Source organism: Corynebacterium parakroppenstedtii (assembly GCF_019754935.1).
Taxonomy (GTDB): domain Bacteria; phylum Actinomycetota; class Actinomycetes; order Mycobacteriales; family Mycobacteriaceae; genus Corynebacterium; species Corynebacterium parakroppenstedtii.
This window is the reverse complement of sequence record NZ_JAGSOA010000001.1, coordinates 1-22,312: the sequence shown is the minus strand read 5'-3', so window position 1 is coordinate 22,312 and position 22,312 is coordinate 1. Positions and strand designations below refer to the sequence as shown.

Sequence of the window (22,312 nt, the reverse complement as noted above, 5' to 3'; positions counted from 1 at the left end):
CCGGTGAGACCGGGCCGGCTCCCCAGCGTAGTCCAGATGGTGGCGGCGATGGGGGTCGCTTCTTGGCAAAGTCACACCAGGTGGGAGCGATTCAGGTTAATCTGCTGGCTATGAATAATAAACGTGAGTCCGCTTATGAGAGCGCGGGTACCCAGGTGATCGTCCCTACAGCCGATATTGTCGATGTTGTTGGCCCGTCGGTGCGCTCGTGTGATGTGCAATTTCTCAATTACGGTGGTCGTGGTGAGTTTGCCGGCCAGATTTCGACGGTGCGGTGTTATGAAGATAACGCCCTCCTTAAATCTGTGTTGAGCACCGACGGCGACGGTGGAGTGCTTGTTGTCGACGGTGGCGGGAGTGTTCATACTGCGTTGATGGGCGATAATGTCGCGGCCCTTGGGCGTGATCATGGTTGGTCTGGGATCGTTATTTACGGCGCTATCCGTGATTCTGCGGAGATCAAGGATATGGATTTCGGGGTGAAAGCTCTGGGCACGAATCCGCGGAAATCCAGCAAAACTGGCGACGGTGAGCGCGATGTTGTCGTGAACTTTGGCGGAGTGGATTTTGTCCCCGGCCAGTATGTGACATGCGATGCCGATGGGATCGTCGCCACTGAGACTCCTGTCTCCCCACCTCAGACCTAGTTTTTTGCGGTCGCAATCGGCTGCGGTATGCTGCAGTGGTTGCCTCTGATGGGGCGATCGGACTGTGGCGCAGTTTGGTAGCGCACTTGACTGGGGGTCAAGGGGTCGCAGGTTCAAATCCTGTCAGTCCGACACGATAATAATTGAGGCCGCTACCGTTGGGGATGTGTTGTGCATATAAACCCTGATGGACGCGGCTTTTCTCATTCTTCCGATGGCGATTCGCACGCGATGACACCATCGAGGCCGGCGTATTCTCCCGGCCAGCAGATTCCTACCCGATCTCAACGTGATCGCCCTACTTTTGCCTCCTCCGAGAACCGTGTGGAAGCTGCCAACTCCTTTCACCGCGGGGTGTCGAACTATGGTTCTGTGCGCCCTGGCTACCCCGCTGAGGTTGTTGATCTCCTCGCGCGCCACATGGGCCAGACTAGTCACCGCGATTTTGATGCCCCTTTGCGGATACTCGATATAGGCGCAGGTCCGGGCTCTTTGACGGTAGATCTTGACAAGCGCTTTCCGGGTAGCGTTCTCGCATCGGACCCTTCGCCTGAAATGACCTCTTCGTGTGTGGCACGTCTCCCCCATGTTCCGGTCATTCGGTCTCGTGCGGAGTCTACCGGGCTCACCGATGCGTGCCTCACCGCGGCGACGTGTGCGCAAACGTGGCATTGGCTCGATACAGACCAGGCATGCCGAGAGCTGGATAGAGTTCTGTTTCCTGGCGGTGTGTGCCTTCTCGTGTGGAACACACTCAATGTCAGCGTCCCGTGGGTGCATCGGTTAGCGCGAATTATGCATTCTGGGGATATTTTGCGCCCCGGCTTTATCCCCCAGGTCGCGCCGCCGTGGACTATTTCTGACGAATGGCGTGGCACATTTAACCAGGCCATTACGGCGCACAACATGATCCACTTGGCCCATACCCGGTCATATTGGTTACGGGCCACGGAAAAAACACGCGAGCACGTCGATAATAATCTCCGCTGGTATCTCTACCAGCACCTCGAGCTACCTGAGCATCAGCCGATCGAGTTACCTTACAGGACGGACGCATTCATAATGCGCCGCCAGCATGGGCGGTAAGAGGAACTACTTCCTCCCCCGCTTTTCCCGCACACGCACAGCAATCCGCACTGGCGAACCAGTAAAGCCGAAAGTCTCGCGGAACTTCCGTTCGAGGAAACGTCGATACCCGTGTTCCAGGAAGCCAGTAGTAAACAGCACGATCACCGGTGGCCGTGTGGAGGCCTGCGTCGCAAACAAGACTCTCGGCAGACGACCACCGCGCATCGGCGGCGGAGTCTCAGCAATAACCGCCCGCAGCCACGTATTGAGCTGACCTGTTGGAACACGGCCATCCCAGCTCTCCAGGGCCTCGATCATCGCTGGCTCGAGTTTGTGAATCGCCCGCCCGGTTTTCGCCGAGATGTTCACACGCCGCGCCCACGGGATGTGCGAGAGCTGCAACTCAATCTCGCGGTCGAGCATATCCCGGCGATCCTCATCAACCATGTCCCACTTGTTGTAGGCAACCACAAGCGCTCGGCCAGAGTCCAGGATCATACGTAGAACACGCTGATCTTGTTCAGTCACCGGCTCAGAGGCGTCGACAATGAAGACAACGACCTCCGCCGCATCGATGGCGCCCCGAGTGCGCAGGCCCGCATAATACTCGTGGCCCGTTGCCTTCTTCGTCTTCTTCCGAATACCAGCAGTATCGACGAAGGTCCACGTCTTTTGATCAAGTTCAACGAGCGAGTCCACGGGGTCGACGGTCGTTCCCGCAACATCGTCGACGACGGCTCTATCCTCCCCCGTCATCTTGTTGAGTAAACTCGACTTGCCGACGTTGGGTTTGCCGACGAGGGCGACCCGGCGCGGCCCCGATGTGATGGATTCTTGCCGTGGTTTGTCGGGGAAGAGTCGGATGACTTCATCGAGGACATCGGCGGCGCCGTGGCCGTGTTTGGCCGACACTGGGTAGGGGTTGTCGAGGCCGAGTGCCCAGAATTCCGCGAGGTCGCCGTATTGCGTGGGCGAGTCGAATTTATTGGCGACGAGGACGACGGGTTGCTCAGCGCGGTGTAGTTTGCGGGCGAGCATTTCGTCGGATGCGGTGATTCCGACTTGGGTGTCGACGACGAAGACGATGACGTCGGCTGTTTTCATCGCACCTTCGGCTTGGCGGGCGATGGCAGCGTGCATGCCTTTCGCGTCGGGGTCCCATCCGCCGGTGTCTTGTACCCAGAAGCGTCGGCCGTTCCATTCGCCGAGGTATGAGATGCGGTCGCGTGTGACTCCTGGGAAGTCTTCGACGACGGCTTCACGGCGCCCGATGAAGCGGTTGACGAGGGTGGATTTGCCTACGTTCGGTCGGCCGAGGATGGCGACGGTGCATAGTGCTTCCGAGGTGTATCCGGCGTCGTCGAAGACGCCGAATGCTTCCTCGACGGAGTGCCAATCGGTGTCACTGTCGGAGGTGACGAGGAGGTTGTTGACCTCATCGTCAGTGATGTCACCGTCGGTTGCGTCACCGCTGGTTTCGTCAGTGTTTTCACCGCCGTCGGCGCGGTCCGCATGTTCATCCGCGTCAGTGGCGTCAGCAGCGTCGACAGTGTCGACAGTGTCGACGCTGCCCTCGTCGCTAATGGCCTGGCCTTCTGTCGTCGTGAAGACGAGATCATCGAGTGAACCGTCCTCATCAGGCCGATCGTCGTCGGCCCGCTCGTTATCACTGCCCGATTGGCGAACAAGGGAGATGATGGTCTCGACGACGTCATCAATACCCTTGTGACTCGTGTCGACGACGATGGCGTCGTCGGCTGGCATGAGCGGCGAGTTTGCCCGAGAAGAATCCTTACGGTCGCGTTCTTGAACGTCCCGTAAAACCTCGTCGAAGGTGACGTCTCGGCCAGCTTCACGATCTTGGTCATACCGGCGCTGGGCTCGGATGCTCGGCTCAGCCGTCATGAAAACTTTGCAGGGTGCGTCAGCTAAGACGACGGTGCCGATATCGCGTCCTTCGACAACACATCGTCCAGCCTTGTGGGCCAAGGAGCGCTGCAGGGCTACAAGGTTCTGGCGGACTTCGGGGATCGCTGCTACCGACGAGACCGCCCGGGTCACACGTGCCGTCCGGATGTCATCAGCCACATTGGTTCCGTCGAGAATGACTTCGGTCGAGTGCGGATCGTCATTAATGGCTATGGGTAAGTCAGACGTTGCCTCGATGACCGCGTCGGAATCCTCGGGGTCGATTCCGGCATTGAGCACGTGGAGGGTGGCCACGCGGTACATGGCTCCGGTGTCTAAGTAGGAGGCGTTCAATCGCGAGGCGACGGTCCGGCAGACCGTGGATTTGCCCGTGCCTGATGGCCCATCGACCGCGACGATCACACCTCCCCCTGGGGTGTTGGCGAGTGTTGAGTCATCCGATGTACGAGTAGTTGACATCACTAAACTCCTAATTATTCCGTTCTGCCATTGCATAATCCCGGTTACATCGGGTCACACGAAACTGGACGCGAGAGTTCTACATAGGACGGGTTGTTACATATCAACAGCATTAAACAAGCTGGTCAGTTCCGAACGGTTCAGCGCGCGCAGTGTCCCCGGAGTTTGCTCACCCAACTGCACCGTGTGGATCTTTGTTCGAACCAGCTCCTGCACCGGGAAACCAGCTGCCTTGAGCATCCGTCGCACGATGTGCTTGCGCCCCTCGTGAAGCACTACTTTCACGAGCGAACGGCCTTGCCAGACGTCGATGATGTCAGCATCGTCGGCGCGGGCGGTGCCATCGTCCAACTCAATCCCCTGCGTCAGGCGTCGGAGATCTTTCTTATCGACTTCGCCGAGAACAGTCGCGAGGTAGGTCTTCTTGATTCCGTACTTGGGATGGATCAACCGGTTCGCTAGCTCGCCATCATTGGTCAAGAGGAGAAGCCCCTGTGTTGCAGCATCCAAACGGCCAACGTGGAAAAGCCTCTGACCAGCGTCTACTTTCTCACCAACAATATCTCCGACGCAGGGCCGCCCCATATCATCATGCATGGTGGACTGAACACCGCGTGGTTTGTTCAACGCGAAGTACTGCATCGATTCGTCGACGACGACTCGGCTGCCGTCAACACGAATTACGTCATGATCGGGATCCACGCGGACGCCCTGACGGGTCACGATATCCCCGTTGACCTCGACGCGTCCCTCGTCGATGAGCTTTTCTGACATCCTGCGTGAGGCGACGCCAGCAGCGGCCAAAACCTTTTGCAGGCGAATGCCCTCACCTGAATGATGGGCGGGTGATGCGCCCTTGACGTGTTGATGGCGGGCGGGCTTGGCCTTGGGTACGTATTCCGGTGTGCCGTCACGGCGAGCGGTAGAAGCCACGATGTGGACCTTTCCGTATTTATGCGTTATTTATGCGTTTAGAAAACAGGGGGTAACGTGGCGCCGGTTCATAGCATGAAAAATAAGCGGCCGTCCACGCAAAACATATGGTGACCGGTGAGTCTATCACGTTCTTCACTCGTGTCATTATCTTCATGAGCGTGGCGACACAATCACACTGCAGCACATCTGACGAGCACACACTCACCGGCCGACAACCGCGGTCACGTCACCATTCAGCCTATAGCAGTTAATCACTCTCACGAGTGACCCGATCGACAACATCTGGTACGAAAAACCCCGGCGCCTCCTGCACGAACCGCTGCTGTGACCAGCCGCCAGCCCCCTCGGGTATGTAGCCCAAGACGTCAACTCCAGTAACCACCGGCAAATCTTCCTTATTACACCGCGTCGCCAAATCTGGGGAGTCCGGAATGGACCCACCTATTAAACCAAGCACGGTCAGACCCCGGCGTGTGGCAGCTTCCACCGTCAATTCAGCCTCGTTCAAACTTCCGAGACCTGTTGAGCACACAACAATAATCGGTGCACCCAGTTCTCGAGCCAGATCGGCAATGGTCCAGTCCTGGCCAATACGCACAAGAAGCCCACCAGCCCCCTCGACAAGAACAACGCGGCCAGGCTTATCAAAAGACTTAATCTCCTCGGCAACAGTTGTGAGCTCGGGGTATGGCATATTCGCCCGGCGCGCCGACGTCGCTGGGGCAAGAGGCTCGGGGAACCGGTACAGCGTCTCCGCATTATCAATACCGGTCAAGGCGGTAACACGGGGAGCGTCGCCTTCGCCTTCGGGTTCACCAGTCTGCGCCGGCTTCACAATGAAGGGCTCATATCCCCCTTTTTGAAGAGCGCAGGCAACCGCTCCGGTAGCGACAGTTTTGCCGACATCCGTCCCTGTTCCCGTCATGATGACAATGCTCATTGTTAATCTCCTCTCATTAGGTCAGTAAATAATCCTGACCGAAAACCTTTGTGATGACTCCGGCCACTTAGGCCGACGCAGCGACAATGTTCCGCATCGCTGCACAGATTTTTTCGATGTCGCTGCTGGTCGATATAAACGGCGGCATGCTATAAACCAGCTTTCCGAAAGGCCGAAGCCACACCCCCGACTCCACGGCTACCTTCGTCGCGACCTTCATATCGACAGGTCGAGCTAGTTCGACAACGCCGATAGCGCCCAGGACACGCACCGAGGACACCTGTTCAGCACCGGCAAGTGGGGTCAAACCGCGGCGTAATTCCTGTTCAATGCGCGGAACTGTCGATCGCCAGTAGCCGTCATCAATGAGGTCGCCCGCGGCACGAGCCACCGAGCATGCCAGTGGGTTGCCCATGAAAGTCGGCCCGTGCATTAAGGCTCCGCCGCCCTGGGGCGTCGAAATCACCTCGCCTACGCGCCGGGTGGTCAGCGTGGCGGCAAAACTCATCATTCCCCCGGTCAGGGCTTTGCCGACGCACATAATGTCCGGGGTGATCGTGGCCGCCTCGCAGGTAAAGAGACTTCCCGTGCGTCCGAAACCTGTGGCTATCTCGTCGGCAATAAGGAGGATGTCGTGGTCATCGCACACGCGGCGAAGGCCAGCAACCAATCGTGGGTCGTGGAATCGCATGCCCCCAGCCCCCTGCACGACCGGCTCAATAATCACTCCCGCGATGGTGTCGTCAATATATGTCTCAAATTCGCGTAGATAAGACTCGAGCTCATCGTCGCTGAGGCGCGCACCACCGGAACCGTCGTCACCGGCAGGATGGCCCACGTCGCAGCGCGGATCAGCTGGGGGTTCGGGGGCGAAAACTTGTTCCACCAAGGTGCCCCGCCACAGAGAGTGCATGCCACCCTCGGGGTCGCACACACTCATGGGCCCCTGAGTATCGCCGTGATACCCGCGTCGCCACGTCACGAGCCGGTTCCGCTCTGGGTGGCCATTCCCCATCTGATATTGGAGGGCCATCTTGATGGCGACCTCAACCGAGACCGACCCCGAATCAGAATAAAAAACCAGGTCAAGACCCTCTGGCGCGATATCTACCAGCCACTCGGCTAAATCCACCGCCGGTTTGTGAGTCAGCCCGCCAAACATCACATGTGGCATCTGATTAATTTGCCTGTGCGCGGCCTCAACCAAGTGCGGGTGGCGATGTCCGTGTGCTACAGCCCACCAGGAACTCATCCCGTCAATGATGTTTCGACCATCGTCAAGATGCAGCGTAACTCCTTCCGCGGACGTCACGGGGATGGAAGGTACTGCTGCTGGCATCGGGCCGTATGGATGCCAAATATGTTCTTGGTCGAAACGTGCAAGATCCTCCATACTTGCCACCCTACTGAACAGTGTTCAGTAATCTGCGATGGCCTCATCAATCGCTTCCACATCAGGCAACAGAGACGCCAAGTCTGGCAGTTCAGAGACATCCGACAGGCCCATCGTCTCTAAGAACAACTCAGTCGTGGCATATAAATGAGCTCCCGACGTCTGTTCCTCCCCCACTTCCTTCACCAAACCACGAAGCGCCAAGGTTCGCATGACCCCGTCACAGTTAACCCCGCGGACAGCGGCGACTTGGGAGCGGGTTACTGGCTGGCGATAAGCCACCACAGCAAGCGTTTCCAGTGCCGCTCGCGACAACTTTGTTTGTGCTCCGTCCAGCAAAAATGCCTCGACGGCGGGCGCGTGCTCAGCCCTGGTGTAGAGCCTCCACCCATCGCCGACGTGGCGCAGTTCAATGCCGCTGCCTCGTTGATCGAGTTCGTCTCGCCACTCGTCGATGACCGCGCGCGTGTCTTCCTCCGACGCACCCACCGCGCGGGAAATGTCGGAAATAGGGGCAGGATCGTCCAACACCAACATCACCGACTCCACTGCTGCACGAAGCGCAGAGATCTTCGATAAATTATTCGGGTTCGTGGTGTTATCTGTCACTTCGCCGATCCTCGTGTCTGCCAATCCTCGTATGTGAGGTACTGACCCCTAGTCTGGCGACCGGGACTTACTCCCAGTTCGCGGCCGCAACGACAGCTGGATCAACCTCAAGACCCGTCCACGCTACTAACATCTCGCCTAAAGGCTCATCTTGGTCGATGTCAGTGGCATGAGCTTTAAATAACTCTAACAATGCTAAGAACCTGCCGACGACTTGCATCGATACCGTGCAGTCGGAGGTCAGTTGCTCAAATGAGCACCACGAATACGCACCGACGGAATGCAGCATGGAGAGGATGCGCCCGGCTTGCTCCGGGACAGATACGGCCACAGAGTGAACATGGGATGTATTCACTGTGTCAGGTGGTCGGGGACGGAACACGGCTGCAGCCATCTCCGCAAATGATTGCGGGGTGTGATCAATCCGTACCGGTGGCAGCAGCGACGCGAATTTTTCTTCCATACCAACCGCCCGCGGATAGCGTCGGGCTGCATTAGCGTGCCGTACACGCAACTCGTCGGCGATCTCCTTATAAGCACGATATTGAAGCAATCGAGCAAACAGCAGATCTTGGGTTTCTAAGAGCGCCAGATCTTCTTCGCTATCGACCTCACCCCGAGGCAACAGACGCGCGGTCTTCAAATCCAATAAGGTCGCCGCAATAACGAGGAACTCTGTGATCTCATCGAGGTCCTCGGTTTTACTCAAGCTCCGCGTATAGCTGACAAATTCGTCCGTGACCTGCGCGAGAGCAACCTCGGTCACATCCATTTTGTGACTGTGAATGAGTTGAAGGAGGAGATCAAACGGGCCCGTAAAATTCGCGAGGGCCACACGGAACCCTGTGATTTCCTCTTGGACGCCCTCGCCGTTAGTGGGCATCGCAGCTTCCGCGTCGGTCACTTACTCAGACGCTCCACCATTTCACTGGCAACGCCCCGATATTGTTCCGCGGCTTCCGACGTCGGTGCCCAGGTCGTAATGGGTTCTCCTGCTACTGACGTCTCGGGGAATCTGACGGTCCGTGTAATAACGGAATCGAAAACTTGGTCTCCAAAGACTTCAATCACGCGCTCCATCACTTCCCGCGCGTGAAGAGTTCGGCGATCGAACATCGTGACCAGTATCCCAATAATTTCCAGGTTAAAGTTCAGTCGATCGCGAACCTTATCAACGGTATCGGTCAAGAGAGCAAGACCGCGCAAGGAAAAATACTCACATTCCATCGGGATAATAACTCCCTGCGAGCAGGCCAAGGCATTCACGGTGAGCAGACCAAGTGACGGCTGGCAATCAATAATGATGTAATCGTATTCGCCCATCACCGGCCGAAGAGCCCGGCCCAGGCACTGCTCACGCCCCACTTCATTAACTAACTGAATTTCCGCTGCGGATAAGTCAATATTGGCAGGAACTAAATCCAAACCCGAGACAGCGGTTCGGTGGATGGTCTCAAGAATCGACGTCGACGGATCCACCAACAAGTTAAATACCGTGAGGTCTAATTCATCATGCGGAATGCCCAGGCCAGCGGACAGTGCCCCCTGCGGGTCCAGATCAACGAGGAGCACGCGTCGCCCATATTCTGCTAAAGCAGCTCCCAAGTTAATGGTCGACGTCGTCTTACCGACGCCACCTTTCTGGTTACACATCGAGACGATCGTGGCTGGACCATGACGATCGAGCTCAGGCGGCTCCGGAATCTGTCGGCGTGGGCGACCAGTAAGCCCCAGCTCGGGCGTCGGGTCGTCGAAAAGACCGTCACCCTTATCCGACTCATGTGGAGACGATGCAACCACAGTCAATCCTTCCTCCGGAACTTGTCGTCGATACACGCACGCAGACCGTTATCTCGAGCAATGCGATGCACTCGGGCATCATGCGTACAGTGCAGCAACGATGAAAACCATCGATGTAATTCGACTATTACTCTACAATACGAAGGGGCTATGGCGCAGATGTCAAGGATTAAAACTTGACATATTTCAAGTTCGTATTGAGAACTTAACGTGGCATTATGCCGAAAAACGGGCCGACGACGAAGAACATACGTAGAGTCAAGGTCGAGACTATTCCACTGCCGACTTATGCACGAGGGTGAGACTATGCCCGTGGATGAGACGTCGCATACACTTCCCGAAGATTATCAATAGACACGGCGGTGTAAATCTGCGTCGTCGTCACGCTTGCGTGCCCCAAGAGTTCCTGAACCGCCCTAATATCCGCGCCACCTTGAAGAAGGTGAGTCGCATACGAGTGGCGCAACGTGTGAGGTCCTACCGAATCGCCGAGCCCACAACGTTCCGCTGCCGCGTGGAGAAACTTCCATACCGATTGCCGGCCCAAACGGTTACCCCGAGCGTTCAGAAATAACGCTTTATCGCTCCGCTTGACCATCGAGGGGCGACCACGGACTAGCCACGCATCAATAGCGTGAAGCGCCGGCGCACCGATCGGAACGAGTCGTTCCTTCCTCCCCTTTCCCACGACACGCACAAACGCGTGATTTCGATCAATCGAATCGATGTCGAGATTAAGGGCCTCGCTAATTCGCATGCCCGTGCCATACAGAAGTTCAATAACGGCACGGTCGCGAAGAGCAATCGGGCTACTTGACTCATTCACCGGGCACGACTCAATGAGCCGATTGACCTGTTCCACAGTCAAAGCATGAGGTAACGATTGACCGGAACGTGGAACAGTCACTCCTGCAGTAACGTCCCGAGCTAGTTGCCCTTCCTCGTGGGAAAACCGATGCAGAGAACGAACGGCGACGGTTGCACGTGCAGCAGACGATGCTGCCAGAGGCGACCACCCCAACGTCGAGTCCCCTCGTCGTAAATCCGCAATAAATTGCTCGATATCGGGCTCATCGACGCTATCGATGTTGAGATTATGCTGATCCAGCCACGCGACATATTTATTCAAATCACGTTGGTAATTCGACAACGTATTCGGGCTGGCGTTGTTTTCCACTGCGAGGTGATCGATATAAGCAGCCACCATGTGGGACGCGTCCGCTCCCGGATGCTGCCCCTCGCGAGGCTCATCCGCAGACGGGGTAAGCGGCCCTGAACTCGACATAGAAGACATAACCTCACACTTCGTTGTCCACAGAGAACTCAACTACACGTGTGAGACGCGCTCACTCATGGTGGGTGTCGCCGGGTAGTTCATCTGTCACTGTCACCTTGAGATCCGCAGTCGATTTCCCTGCGTCACGCAACTGTGCTTCACGACGCTCAGCTAATCGATACGGGCGCAACGTATAGGGCTCGTCTACACTGCGTGGGGAAACATCGTTTCGTATAACCTGTGCAGCCATCAAGATTCCGGATGTAGCGATAGCATTGCAAATCGTTCCATCCATGATCTGAGAAATGGCAGTGCCCAGATCTACCCAGGTCGACGTTAAATCAGCCTCTTCATCATCCGATTCTGGGCGATCAACGTCGCTAAGATCCCGCGCAAGATATATACGAACGGCTTCTTCACAGAATCCGGGCGACGAGACAAGATCCGACAACAGGTCCCAACGCTCGGCGGCGAGGCCAACCTCCTCCTGAAGCTCACGGGACGCAGCCTGAAGAGGATCCTCACCAGCAGCGTCCAAGAGTCCGGCAGGCAATTCCCACAGCCGTCGTCCCACGCTGTGCCGATATTGGTGGATCAGCTTCACGCGTTGTCCGTCGAAAGCGACCACGGCGACGGCACCAAAGTGCTCGACAATTTCGCGTCGTGCAGATGTTCCGCCCGGCATGGACACAGTATCCTGCCGCACCGCAATAATCGGTTTGTCGAGCAAATACGTAGAGTCTTCTACCGTGAAGTGATACGACCCCGGACGGTTCTGAGCCGACGGGTTCGCGCTCTCGTCTAATGAGCCAGTATCAGATGTTTTGTCTAGCGGATTCGTGGCTTGTCCTCCTCATTTACCGTAACTACTTTTCCTCATCATTCTTATGCTTCAACCCAGCTTTAACCAGAGCAGCGAATAATGGGTGAGCTTTTGTAGGGCGGGACTTATATTCCGGGTGGGCCTGCGTCGCAACCATGTACGGATGATCCGGATACTCAATAAACTCAACGAGTTTTCCATCAGGAGAAGTACCAGAGAACTTCAGTCCAACACCATCTGTAATCCGCTGACGGTACGCATTGTTGACCTCATAACGGTGACGGTGACGCTCCGACACCTCTAACGTTCGGTACGCCTCCGCTACCACCGAACCCTTGTCCAACACGGCAGGATACGCGCCCAGACGCATGGTCCCACCAAGATCCGCTTCTCCAGAGACGGCGGCCATCTGCTCAGCCATCGTTGAGACCACGGGCTCAGTGGTCTGGGGATCAAACTCGGTTGAGGATGCGTCGGTAATTCCCGCGGCACGCGCAGCCTCAATCACCATGCATTGCAAACCCAAACACAGGCCCAAGAACGGGACACGATGTGTACGTGCATAGCGGACCGCACCGATCTTGCCTTCGATTCCACGAATACCGAAGCCACCTGGAACGACGATGGCATCTACGTTTCCTAGCTCTTTTTCTGCACCTTCCTCAGTCTGACACAAATCCGAGGCGACCCACTTCACCCGAGCTCGGGCATTATTAGCAAATCCACCTGCACGGATAGCTTCTGTCACGCTGAGATAAGCGTCGGGAAGGTCGATGTACTTGCCCACCAGAGCCACGGTCAATTCATGCTCCGGCTCGTGGACTTTCCGCAGCAACGAGTCCCACTCGGCCCAGTCAACGTCGCGGAAAGGCAAATCTAGCCGACGAATGAGGAACGCATCCAAGTGCTCACGGTGCAAAACTTTGGGAATTTCGTAAATGGAGTCGGCGTCGGCACAGGAGATCACACCTTCCTGATCAACGTCGCACATCAAAGCGATTTTTGCCTTGAGCGGCTCCGGAACTTCCCGATCACACCGCAGGACGAGTGCATCCGGAACGATACCGATCGATCGCAGAGCAGCCACTGAATGCTGTGTCGGTTTGGTCTTCAACTCACCGGACGGCGCGAGATATGGAACAAGCGACACATGAATGAAGAAGATGTTCTCTCGCCCCACGTCATGTCGTGTCTGACGAGCAGCTTCAAGGAATGGCTGGGATTCGATATCACCGACAGTCCCACCGATCTCCGTGATAACGATATCGGGCCGAACCCCATTTTCATCCGGGCGATCCATCGTCAAGATGCGATGCTTGATCTCATCCGTAATGTGGGGAATAACTTGCACTGTGTCCCCAAGGTATTCCCCGCGGCGCTCTTTGGCAATGACCTCGGAATAGACCTGCCCAGTAGTCACATTCGCGTTTCCTGACAAGTTGCGGTTCAAGAAACGCTCATAGTGCCCTAGATCAAGATCCGTTTCCGCACCATCGTCGGTCACGAACACTTCCCCATGCTGGAACGGGTTCATCGTCCCTGGATCCACATTCAAGTAGGGATCAAGCTTTTGCATGGTGACTTTCAGGCCACGTGCCGTCAGCAGTTGACCTAGTGAGGATGCTGTCAATCCTTTACCCAGCGATGAGGCAACACCGCCGGTGACGAATACAAATTTGGTGACATGCTCGGCGCGCGATTGCGACACTATGCTCTCCCGAGGATCGATGATGGACGGTGATCAATGCTGGACAACCGCAACCGGTTTTGATGCTTAACGGTTAACGGAAAATCCATCGGTCAAAGTGGCAATTATCGGTAGATATCCACAATCCCTCGGGACTTCAGCCTAACACGAAACTTTCACCGTCGTCATTTTGCGGTGCACAACCAACCGCAGCAGCGAAGACCTTGACAACCGAGGGGCCTTACTGTGCAACGGCTGCCTTTGACCCATCCATAATCCCATAGGAACCGGTTTTTCCTGCGATGACGTCAGCGGAAGCGCGAATTGCACTGACCTGACCCGTAACATGATTAATGTCATCGACGGTGGCGATCTTAGCTTGTGACCCCTCTTGCTCATCGTGCGTTGATGAATCGCGGAGCCGAGCAATAACTCCATTATCCTCGGCTGCGCCGGGGCGAGACGCGGCAACAACACCGGATCCATTGTGGCCCAGCCCTTCGGTGAAATCACGAAGGAAGCCTGCTACATAATCATGGTTTCCCTTCTTACCGTCGGAACCTCCGGTGATGAGGATAGCCCCGTCAGCCGGTTCATCCAGGCCGTCGGCAGTCAGGAAATCTCCCTGAGTTAGTGAATCCCTGACTATTTTTCTCTCCGGGCCTGTCGATTGCTCTTCAGCATTATCCCCGCCTTCACTCTTCTTCAAGAAGGCACCGCCCATCAGTTGGCCGATATGCCAGCCAGGCGATGAATTTCTCTCGGACAGTTGGACACCTGCCGGTAGCGTCGTCGCAGCTATGGATTTCAGGTCATCACCGCCGTCGCGAGAAACAAATTTGTCTTTCAGACCAATAGTGCCAGCGACGTGGGCACCTGCGGGTTCAATGAGGCCATTAACAGCCTTCACATCATCTTTGTTGACGTCGGGCGTGGTGATGATCAGCACAGCCTTATCCTGTAACCGCCCTTTGACCGCATCTGGCGCTAGCGTCACCCCGAGTTGGTCGGCCGCCTGAACACTCTTATTAGCCTGGTTACGTTCCGCGGTGACTGAGTCGACCTTGCGCTCGGTATCAACATTGTGCCGGGTGATGTGGCTACTCGCGCCCGAGTGCGGGCCTAGAACATACACGCCGAAGACGGTTCCCAGCGCAATTCCGCACGCCGCGCCAGCAACTGCAATGCCTGATCGATTGTGAGACAAACTGTGCTCCTATGGCTGTAAAACTGCCTTACTTGAACAGATTCTGAACACTAATCGCGAAACTGTTCCACGTATCTATCAGGTTGTTGATAAATGAATCATCACCTGACAACCCCGAAATAAGAATAATGGTGACGAGGGCGATAATAATGGCGATGACTGCCCACACCCATCCCAAGCCCGACGACCGCACCAGATAAAGCTCATTCACGGCGGAGGCATCGACCAAACGGGTTCCAACCCGCGCACGAGTCAGCAACGCTGACGGAGCAGCATCCCGCTGATTCTCATCAAACAACGTCTCAATATCAAAGGGTGAACCACAATTAACGACGAGTGACGCGCCATGATAGCTGGCGATTAACAACGCCAGATCCGTGGCCGAGTCAGTGGCCGCTGGGAAGGTCATCGCGCCGATTCCCAAGTCTTGGATTCGCTCCAACCCTGCAGCGTGACCATCAGGGTCAGCTGGCAAAATCACCGTCGCCCCAGAGCGTAACGCGCGATCATTGATGAGCTCAGGGTCGCCGACGATGATCGACGGCTTATATCCCTTTTCCACCAAAATGTCAGCTGCGTTTTCTACACCGATAAGTAGCGGATCATATTCACGAATAAACGAGCGCAAGTCTTTGAGTTGCGACTCAACGTCGGCAGACGGGCTGACAACAACGACCTTTCGATCTTGGATGGGGACATCGACATCTGGGATGCCCAAACCGTCGATGAAGAGCGGCGATTCGGAACGCACGAATTCCGCCACGTTGCCGGATAACGCTTCCATGTGATCCGCGAGCTGTTCACGCGAATCCTCAAAGACCGCTATGGCCCGGTCGAGGGTGATTTCTTTACCGCGAGCGACTTCGTCATCTCCTCGATAGAAGGTGCCTTCGTCGAGGCGATATGTCTTCCCAGATTGAAGAGACTTCCGCCCATCGGCGCCGATGCCGTCGATAAAAACGACGCCTGCGTCGATAAGCATCTGGGGGCCGAAGCGAGGGATACTACCCTGCTCTGTCTCTACCTCTGTCGCGACTGCGGAAACATGCATGTCAATTAGGCGCTGGGCCAGGCCTCGAGGGATTTCAGGCCCATCAATGATGGCGATATCGCCTTCAGCAAGCTTGCGCAGTTCTTTCGAGGAGTGAGCGATATCTCGAACCGTGGCGTTAAGCCCCGGAAGATCCGACTGCGACCGAGAGAACAGTTTCATGGTAGCCATCATTCCTGATTACCTATCATTATGCACAGAGGCGCGCCGACTAAAGAGTCATCTCGGTCAAATATCTGCTGGTACGGGGACTATAAATCCGACGTTTCTTAGGGGCGCTTCTTACGCCTGCGAGCGTTCGCGGGCCGCGGTGGCCAACAATTCCTCGGCATGTGCGCGTCCAGTATCGGTGTGGTCCAAACCGGCAAGCATCCGCGCAAGCTCCTCAACGCGCTCGCTCTCCGCTAGGTTTTTGACGCCCGACGTCGCCGCCACTGAGGCATCGACACTTTTCGTGACAACGAGGTGTTGATCGGCGAAGGCCGCTACCTGTGGCAAGTGTGTAACAACAATCACCTGGCACTGTCGTGATAGCCGCATAAGACGCCGACCAATCTCCACCCCGGCGCGTCCTCCCACTCCGGCGTCAACTTCGTCAAAGACGATCGTGGTACCGCGTCGTTCAGCGGAGAGGACAACTTCAAGGGCGAGCATGATTCGGGATAGCTCACCGCCCGAAGCCGCCTGAGTCAGTGGACGAGGCTCGGCGCCGTCATAAGATCGCAGTCGAAATTCGACTTCATCGGTCCCATTTTTTCGAAAGACGGTATTTGTTGTTACTGCGATGTCGAGCGACGACGTCGGCATCGCCAAGCCCCTCATTTCTTCCGTGACCGCTCGTTCGAGTTTCCCTGCCGCACGTCGGCGAGCAGCGGTTAGTTTTTCGGCGATCTCTCGGGTCTTTGTCCCCGCTTCTTCTGCTTCCTTGGCTAGTTTTTCAATTGTTTCGGTGGAGGTATCGAGGCTTTCCAACCGCTTGTAGGCGTTGTCACGCCATTCCAGGACCGCGTCAATGTTCGCGGCATATTTTCTCGTCAACTCATTTAGCTGTGCCTGACGCTGAAGTGCAGCATCGAGTTCACCGGGGTCAGATGAGAGCCCGCCCAAATATCTGCTGAGGTCGGATGAAATGTCTCCCACCTGTTCAAGCAGGTTGTGAATTTGCGTTCCCAGGTTAACCAGCTGCGAATCACCGCTGGATGCCAACGCTGATTGCGCTTGACCCAAGAGGTCGATAGCCGATGACGTTTCCTCGGTATCATCGGAACTTAACGCCTGAAAAGCTCTCCCCGCGGAATCTCGCAGCGAATCAACATCCTGCAGTCGCTTAACCCTGTCGACGAGTAGCTCATCTTCACGCGGCGTGGGGCTCACGGCCTCAATCTCGTCGAGGGCGAATCGGAGCCGATCTTCTTCCTGAGCCATTTCTCGACGATGCTGTTGGCGCCTCGTGAGTTCGCGTGTCACTGACCGCCACTGGTCCCTCAACACTTGGTAGCGCGACTTAATGGCCGCAATTTCGGGGTCAAACGAATCGAGGGCATCCCGCTGCTGATCCGTCGACAATAAACGCAATTGATCATTTTGGCCATGGATAACTAACAAATTATCCACTACGGCTGCCAGTCGTCCTGCAGTGACGGTCCGTCCGCCGACGTGGGCACGTGATCGACCTTTTGACGAGACTGATCGGGACACGACGACTTCGTTGTTTTCGGTATCCCCGCCGACGTTTTCGATTTCATCCGTGATGGCAGCACGGTCAGCTTCGTCGATCTCTGAAAAGTCAAAAATCCCTTCGACGAATGCTTGGGACTGGCCTTCCCTGACCCGCGACGAATCAGCCCGTGCCCCCTGAATGAGTTTGAGGCCCGACAGTAAGAAGGTTTTACCTGCGCCGGTCTCACCAGTGAGAACAGTAAGGCCAGGCGCCCATGATGCGGTAGCGCTAGGCAACACTCCTAGGTTCTCAATGCTGAGTTCAACGAGCACTAGTTTCCCCTTTCATACACGTGCCTGCCGACCGAAAGCTTTTTCGACGTCCGCATCGTATCCCAGCTCTGGCGACCGAAGCTCGTGCATTACTTTTTGGGCCCCCGCCACCCGGACACAGGCAGGCGGAACTTCGACACTAGACGGTCCGTAAAAGGTGCCGCGTCTAACCTGACCCACCTGACTGGTTGATCGCCACGACGGACTTCCACCCTGGATCCGGGTGGGATAGGGATTCTTCTGATCCCATCCAGGTTCGCCGTCGCCGACTGCGTTGAAGTGTTCGTCTCTATGGCGACCTCGGAGAAGGGGCTTACTACCAGAGGTCTTGCGAACAGTGCGTGAGCGTTGTTCGGAACGACAAGGATGGCGTCCAGCGATGGCCATAGAACAGGACCGCCGGCTGAGAACGCATATGCGGTGGATCCGGTGGGAGTAGAGACCAGCACTCCGTCGCATCCGAAGGAACTCACAGGGCGTTGATCCACTTCCAACACTGCATCGAGCACGCCTTGTCTATCCACGTTCTCCACGGCCACTTCGTTAAGGGCCCAGCCACGGCCAAGGTTCCGTCCGTCGGGACCATGAACGCTGACCGAGAGCGTCATACGGTCTTCCACACGCCAGCTGTGATTGATGACGAGCTGAAGCGCCTCAGGAAGGGACTCTTGTTCCCATTCAGCCAAGAAACCGACGTGGCCAAGATTGATCCCCAAGACCGGTAGATCGGCAGCATGAGCAATATCGGCGGCACGTAAGAATGTTCCATCGCCCCCGAGGACGAGTACTAATTCAATGCGAGCTGTATCAACTTCTCCGGATCGAAAAATCGGAAATGTGCCGAGGACCGGGTGCTTCGTAATGGGGTCCGACGACTCACTGGCGAGGACCCATACGGTCAGTCCTGCGTCCTTCAGATATTCAGCGGCTTCCGCCGCCGCTGCCAAGTTTGAATCCCGCCCTGTGTTTGCAACAAGCAGAATTTCCCGATTCTTCTCCGTCATTGAGGTCCTTCCTGCACTGCTGCCGACACCATGGATTCAAGTTTACCGGGTTCTACGGCCCGGACCCCACCATCCTTAACAAGCCATAAAAAATACTCCACATTGCCGCTAGGCCCCGGCAGAGGCGAGGCGACCACACCACGAAGCGACAGCCCAAGAGTTTGAGCATACTGCGCAACGTTCACAGTCGCGCTCGTCCGCAGGCTTTCCGAGCGGACCACACCGCCGTGCTCTAAACGGTCTTTCCCTACCTCAAACTGTGGCTTCACCATGGGTAGGAGATCTGCTCCCTCACCCATGCACTCAACGATCGCCGGGAGAACCAATTTTAGAGAGATAAACGACAGGTCCCCCACCATCAGGTCACATGGCCCTCCTGTCAGCTCCGGGGTCAGGTGACGTACATTCGTCCTGTCTACTACTCGGACCCGGTCATCATTTTGTAGGCGCCAGATTAGTTGCCCATAACCGACGTCGACAGCGACGACTTCGCGAGCCCCGCGCTTGAGACAAACGTCGGTAAACCCTCCTGTTGAGGCTCCCGCGTCTAAAACCCGACGACCCTCAAATAACAGACCCTCGGGCTCAAAAGCATCACACGCTCCAAGGAGTTTGTGAGCCCCACGCGATGCCCAATTATCGTCGACGCTTTTCTCCACTTTGATGGATATACCCGGGTCAACTCGGGTTGCTGGCTTAGTGGCTTGAAATCCATTAACCATGACGCGGCCACTGCGAATCATCTCAACGGCCTGGTCGCGTGATCGCGCAACTTTACGGTTTACTAACTCAGCGTCCAGGCGACGCCGACTAGGCTGATTAGTCACGGGAATCCTCCAAGGCCTGATGAAGAAGATCATGAGCCTTCTCTAGGCGATCGGCTTCTGCGGAGAGTTCAGAGGGGTCTCCATCGAGGATTTCGTACATATGCGCTGATAATTCGGCGTTTAATTCCTCGAGCGATTTATTCGCTTCAGCCAGGCGTTCCTGCCTGAGACGTTCGACGTCACCGGGGGTTATCGCCATGTATCGATCACGCTTTGCGCAGTCGAATCGGTCGCTGTCACCTGTGTCACGGCGGGAGCTCCGTCTTCCCATGCTGCAGCAATCGCGGTCAGCAAGGCGTCGTGGGAGCATCGATCAGACAAGCGTGCTTGCTGGGTCGAATCTGCACCGTCCGGGGATTCTTCGGATGAGTCCTCAAGAACCTCGCCCTCAACGGACGACAGTTGCAGAACGCCATCCGACGTCAGCTCCGCTTTCCATCCTTGCTTCGGCCCAGGTGTCGACCGATCAATCGGGTCGAACAAGGCCATCATATCGGTGGCGATATATGTGGGTCGCTCAGCAGGATCCGCAGTCAGAAGGTCTTTGTGCCCTGATATCCCGGTAATGACCATCAAAGATGGGATTCCGGCCGCAACACCTCCGGCAATGTCAGTGTTAAGGCGGTCGCCCACAGCCAAGGGACGATCAGAATGGAGCTCTTCCGCCGCCTGGGTAAACATGTCACCGGCTGGTTTTCCGGCAGAATCAGGGGTCACTCCCGTTGCCGTGGTAATCGCAGCAATCATCGACCCATTTCCGACGGTCAAGCCACGCTCGGTGGGCAACGTGGTGTCCATATTCGTCGCCACGTAGACCGCACCGTTATTAATTGCTAGTGCAGCTTCTGACATTTGCTGCCAACCTGTCGTCGTCGCGTGGCCTTGAATCACAGCAGCTGGTTGATCGTCGGCCGACGTGACGACGCTAAACCCGGCTTCGTTAACGAGGTCTTTGAGCGAGTCTGATCCCAATACGATGACACGCGAGCCTACGGGAATTTTGCTGGTCAGCAGCGTTACTCCAGCTTGCGCGGAGGTTAAGACTTCGTCCTCAGAGGCGGGAATACCCATCTCCTGCAGGGCCTCGGCAACCGCGCTAGGTGAGCGGGACGCATTGTTCGTTATGTACTTCAAACCAACGTGGGAGTGAGCCTTGTTAAGGGCCGATACTGCTTCCGGGATTGGTCGTGCACCGTGGTACACGGTTCCGTCGAGATCGAGGAGTAACGCGTCGGTGCGGTCGATCAAACGCTCGTCAGACGTACCAGCGCTGTCATTGCTTGAGGCGGCCATCAAATCTTCCTTACTGGATATCACCCGTAGGGATCAGTCCATAACGACACCGTACGGTGTGTTTATCTTAATTGAGCTCAGCTAAGCGTTCTTTTGCGTCGAGAAACTCGTCGGGATCATGATCGATTGTCTTTTGGAACCACGCCTTCGCTTCTGCAGTTCGTCCTGCAGCAGCTAGCGAATCGGCGTAAGCGTAGAACAACCGCGGAGCTTCCTCATCTTTCCGCTTCTCATCGAGATTCTCTTGTTCAAGCCCGACGACGGCTGCGTCGTATTGCTCTAAGTCTCGACGGGCACCAGCCACGACGATCGCGAGTTCTTCAGCGGAGTTTGAGTCAAGGAGCTTCGCCTGATCCGATGTGCCAAGGGAGATGGCTTTCTCGGGGTGTCCTAGTCCGCGTTCGCAGTCGGCCATGACGGCGAGTAGGCCCGGTCCCCCGGAGATTCGGCGCGCCGCGCGGAGCTCGGAAAGAGCCTCTTTCCATTGGCCGGCATGGTAAGCCGCGATGCCACAGGTCTCACGGGCAATGGACACTCGTCCTGCTCGGTCTTTTGCTGCGCGAGCGTGCTTAAGAGCGAGCTCTGGATCCTCTTCCATGGCTAAGGCACTGGCTACCATGTGTTTCGCCACGACTTCAGCGTTCTGCTTCGATAGGCTGCGGAGGTCCTGCCGGACGGTCGGATCTAAATCACGTTCCGAGATGTCGGGTGGAAGTGACGGTTCATTGAGGTGCTTCTTAGACCGCTCTTCCCGGTAACCGCTCTTCTTCGGACCCGAACGCCCTGACGCGTACTTCGCCTTACGATTGTTGCCGCGGTGGGAGTTCTTTTTATTAAAGTCGCGATTATTGCCCCGGTGTTTCCTGTCGCTAGAGCCGGACTTATCGTAGCGCTTTCCGCGATTGCCGCCACCGCTGAATCCACCCGAACCGTGTTTTCGGTTGGCAGCAGACCCACTGTGGCGTTTATTTGACTCGGATTCGTTCATAGTACTGCTCACTTCTTAACAGATCTTTGTAAAACACGTGTCATAACTATGTTTGATGTGCCGAAGCACCGATGACAGCAATGAGTTAACCGAGAAGATAATAGCAGAGGTTAAAAGAGTAGTTTCAGCCGAACGGATGGTGGACGAAATCACGTTGGGGTCTATGCGGAATCAATATGCCCTGAATGGCTAGAAAACTATTTTCCCCCCGGTTTTTTGAATGCTTCACCCGTTTTTCGGGTGTGCGCATACATAAAAATGTGTGTGGTGCGGGCCCAACCCCGCCCGGGGTTTCGGCTCACACCACACACAAACACCACATATTCTATTGTTCCAACGTTACGGTTGGCGGCGACCTACTCTCCCACACCCTCCCAGGTGCA

20 protein-coding genes and 1 tRNA gene are annotated in these 22,312 nt (G+C 56.2%); 3 read left to right on the top strand and 18 right to left on the bottom strand.

Annotated features, from left to right (window positions below; all coding sequences use genetic code 11):
- Positions 1–110 precede the first annotated feature (110 nt).
- The 3 genes from rraA (at position 111) to KCQ76_RS00095 (ending at position 1,733) form a co-directional block, all read left to right on the top strand.
- Entirely contained in the window at positions 111–647 is a 537-nt protein-coding gene (gene rraA, locus KCQ76_RS00105; RefSeq protein WP_046202444.1) for a ribonuclease E activity regulator RraA, read from the top strand.
- Positions 648–705: 58 nt separating this feature from the next.
- Positions 706–779, top strand: a tRNA-Pro gene (locus KCQ76_RS00100).
- Positions 780–818: 39 nt separating this feature from the next.
- Entirely contained in the window at positions 819–1,733 is a 915-nt protein-coding gene (locus tag KCQ76_RS00095; RefSeq protein ID WP_308568165.1) for a class I SAM-dependent methyltransferase, read from the top strand.
- A 6-nt stretch (positions 1,734–1,739) separates the two neighbouring features.
- Here KCQ76_RS00095 and der read toward each other — a convergent pair whose 3' ends face one another.
- From der to KCQ76_RS00005, 18 genes are all read right to left on the bottom strand, one after another.
- Positions 1,740–4,103, bottom strand: a complete 2,364-nt coding sequence (der, locus tag KCQ76_RS00090; RefSeq protein WP_046202351.1) for a bifunctional cytidylate kinase/GTPase Der — start codon at positions 4,101–4,103, stop codon at positions 1,740–1,742.
- 96 nt (positions 4,104–4,199) lie between these two features.
- Positions 4,200–5,036 carry a pseudouridine synthase gene (locus KCQ76_RS00085; RefSeq protein ID WP_046202352.1) on the bottom strand — a complete coding sequence of 279 codons (837 nt, stop codon included), beginning with the start codon at positions 5,034–5,036 and terminating at the stop codon, positions 4,200–4,202.
- Positions 5,037–5,286: 250 nt separating this feature from the next.
- Positions 5,287–5,979: a dethiobiotin synthase gene (gene bioD / locus KCQ76_RS00080; protein WP_046202353.1), complete on the bottom strand. Its 693-nt coding sequence runs from the start codon at positions 5,977–5,979 to the stop codon at positions 5,287–5,289.
- Between the two features lie 67 nt (positions 5,980–6,046).
- On the bottom strand, positions 6,047–7,381 hold the full coding sequence (locus tag KCQ76_RS00075; protein ID WP_373369103.1) for an adenosylmethionine--8-amino-7-oxononanoate transaminase: 1,335 nt from the start codon (positions 7,379–7,381) through the stop codon (positions 6,047–6,049).
- Between the two features lie 15 nt (positions 7,382–7,396).
- A complete protein-coding gene (gene scpB / locus KCQ76_RS00070; protein WP_082089852.1) occupies positions 7,397–7,981 on the bottom strand; it encodes an SMC-Scp complex subunit ScpB in 585 nt (194 codons plus the stop codon).
- Positions 7,982–8,048: 67 nt separating this feature from the next.
- Positions 8,049–8,864, bottom strand: coding sequence for a segregation and condensation protein A (locus KCQ76_RS00065; RefSeq protein ID WP_046202446.1), 816 nt, complete (start codon positions 8,862–8,864; stop codon positions 8,049–8,051).
- Positions 8,865–8,881: 17 nt separating this feature from the next.
- Positions 8,882–9,781: a ParA family protein gene (locus tag KCQ76_RS00060; RefSeq protein WP_046202355.1), complete on the bottom strand. Its 900-nt coding sequence runs from the start codon at positions 9,779–9,781 to the stop codon at positions 8,882–8,884.
- A 304-nt stretch (positions 9,782–10,085) separates the two neighbouring features.
- On the bottom strand, positions 10,086–10,988 hold the full coding sequence (xerD, locus tag KCQ76_RS00055) for a site-specific tyrosine recombinase XerD (protein ID WP_046202447.1): 903 nt from the start codon (positions 10,986–10,988) through the stop codon (positions 10,086–10,088).
- A gap of 139 nt (positions 10,989–11,127) precedes the next feature.
- A complete protein-coding gene (locus KCQ76_RS00050) occupies positions 11,128–11,787 on the bottom strand; it encodes an NUDIX domain-containing protein (protein ID WP_046202356.1) in 660 nt (219 codons plus the stop codon).
- A 136-nt stretch (positions 11,788–11,923) separates the two neighbouring features.
- On the bottom strand, positions 11,924–13,588 hold the full coding sequence (locus KCQ76_RS00045; RefSeq protein WP_046202357.1) for a CTP synthase: 1,665 nt from the start codon (positions 13,586–13,588) through the stop codon (positions 11,924–11,926).
- 220 nt (positions 13,589–13,808) lie between these two features.
- The gene (locus KCQ76_RS00040) at positions 13,809–14,774 is read right to left on the bottom strand and encodes a copper transporter (protein ID WP_046202358.1); all 966 of its coding nucleotides are present in this window, start codon (positions 14,772–14,774) and stop codon (positions 13,809–13,811) included.
- A 28-nt stretch (positions 14,775–14,802) separates the two neighbouring features.
- On the bottom strand, positions 14,803–15,996 hold the full coding sequence (gene steA / locus KCQ76_RS00035) for a putative cytokinetic ring protein SteA (protein WP_046202448.1): 1,194 nt from the start codon (positions 15,994–15,996) through the stop codon (positions 14,803–14,805).
- A 111-nt stretch (positions 15,997–16,107) separates the two neighbouring features.
- Complete coding sequence (gene recN, locus KCQ76_RS00030; RefSeq protein ID WP_046202359.1) at positions 16,108–17,817, bottom strand: DNA repair protein RecN; 1,710 nt, start codon at positions 17,815–17,817, stop codon at positions 16,108–16,110.
- Between the two features lie 89 nt (positions 17,818–17,906).
- On the bottom strand, positions 17,907–18,821 hold the full coding sequence (locus KCQ76_RS00025) for an NAD kinase (protein WP_012731492.1): 915 nt from the start codon (positions 18,819–18,821) through the stop codon (positions 17,907–17,909).
- Positions 18,818–19,681: a TlyA family RNA methyltransferase gene (locus tag KCQ76_RS00020; protein WP_046202360.1), complete on the bottom strand. Its 864-nt coding sequence runs from the start codon at positions 19,679–19,681 to the stop codon at positions 18,818–18,820. Before KCQ76_RS00020 ends, KCQ76_RS00025 begins: the two co-directional genes overlap by 4 nt.
- The gene (locus KCQ76_RS00015; RefSeq protein WP_046202361.1) at positions 19,641–19,847 is read right to left on the bottom strand and encodes a hypothetical protein; all 207 of its coding nucleotides are present in this window, start codon (positions 19,845–19,847) and stop codon (positions 19,641–19,643) included. The genes KCQ76_RS00020 and KCQ76_RS00015 overlap by 41 nt, the downstream gene beginning before the upstream one ends.
- The gene (locus tag KCQ76_RS00010; protein WP_046202362.1) at positions 19,838–20,941 is read right to left on the bottom strand and encodes an HAD-IIA family hydrolase; all 1,104 of its coding nucleotides are present in this window, start codon (positions 20,939–20,941) and stop codon (positions 19,838–19,840) included. The genes KCQ76_RS00015 and KCQ76_RS00010 overlap by 10 nt, the downstream gene beginning before the upstream one ends.
- 67 nt (positions 20,942–21,008) lie before the next feature.
- The gene (locus KCQ76_RS00005) at positions 21,009–21,929 is read right to left on the bottom strand and encodes a tetratricopeptide repeat protein (RefSeq protein ID WP_046202363.1); all 921 of its coding nucleotides are present in this window, start codon (positions 21,927–21,929) and stop codon (positions 21,009–21,011) included.
- Between the last annotated feature and the right edge of the window lie 383 nt (positions 21,930–22,312).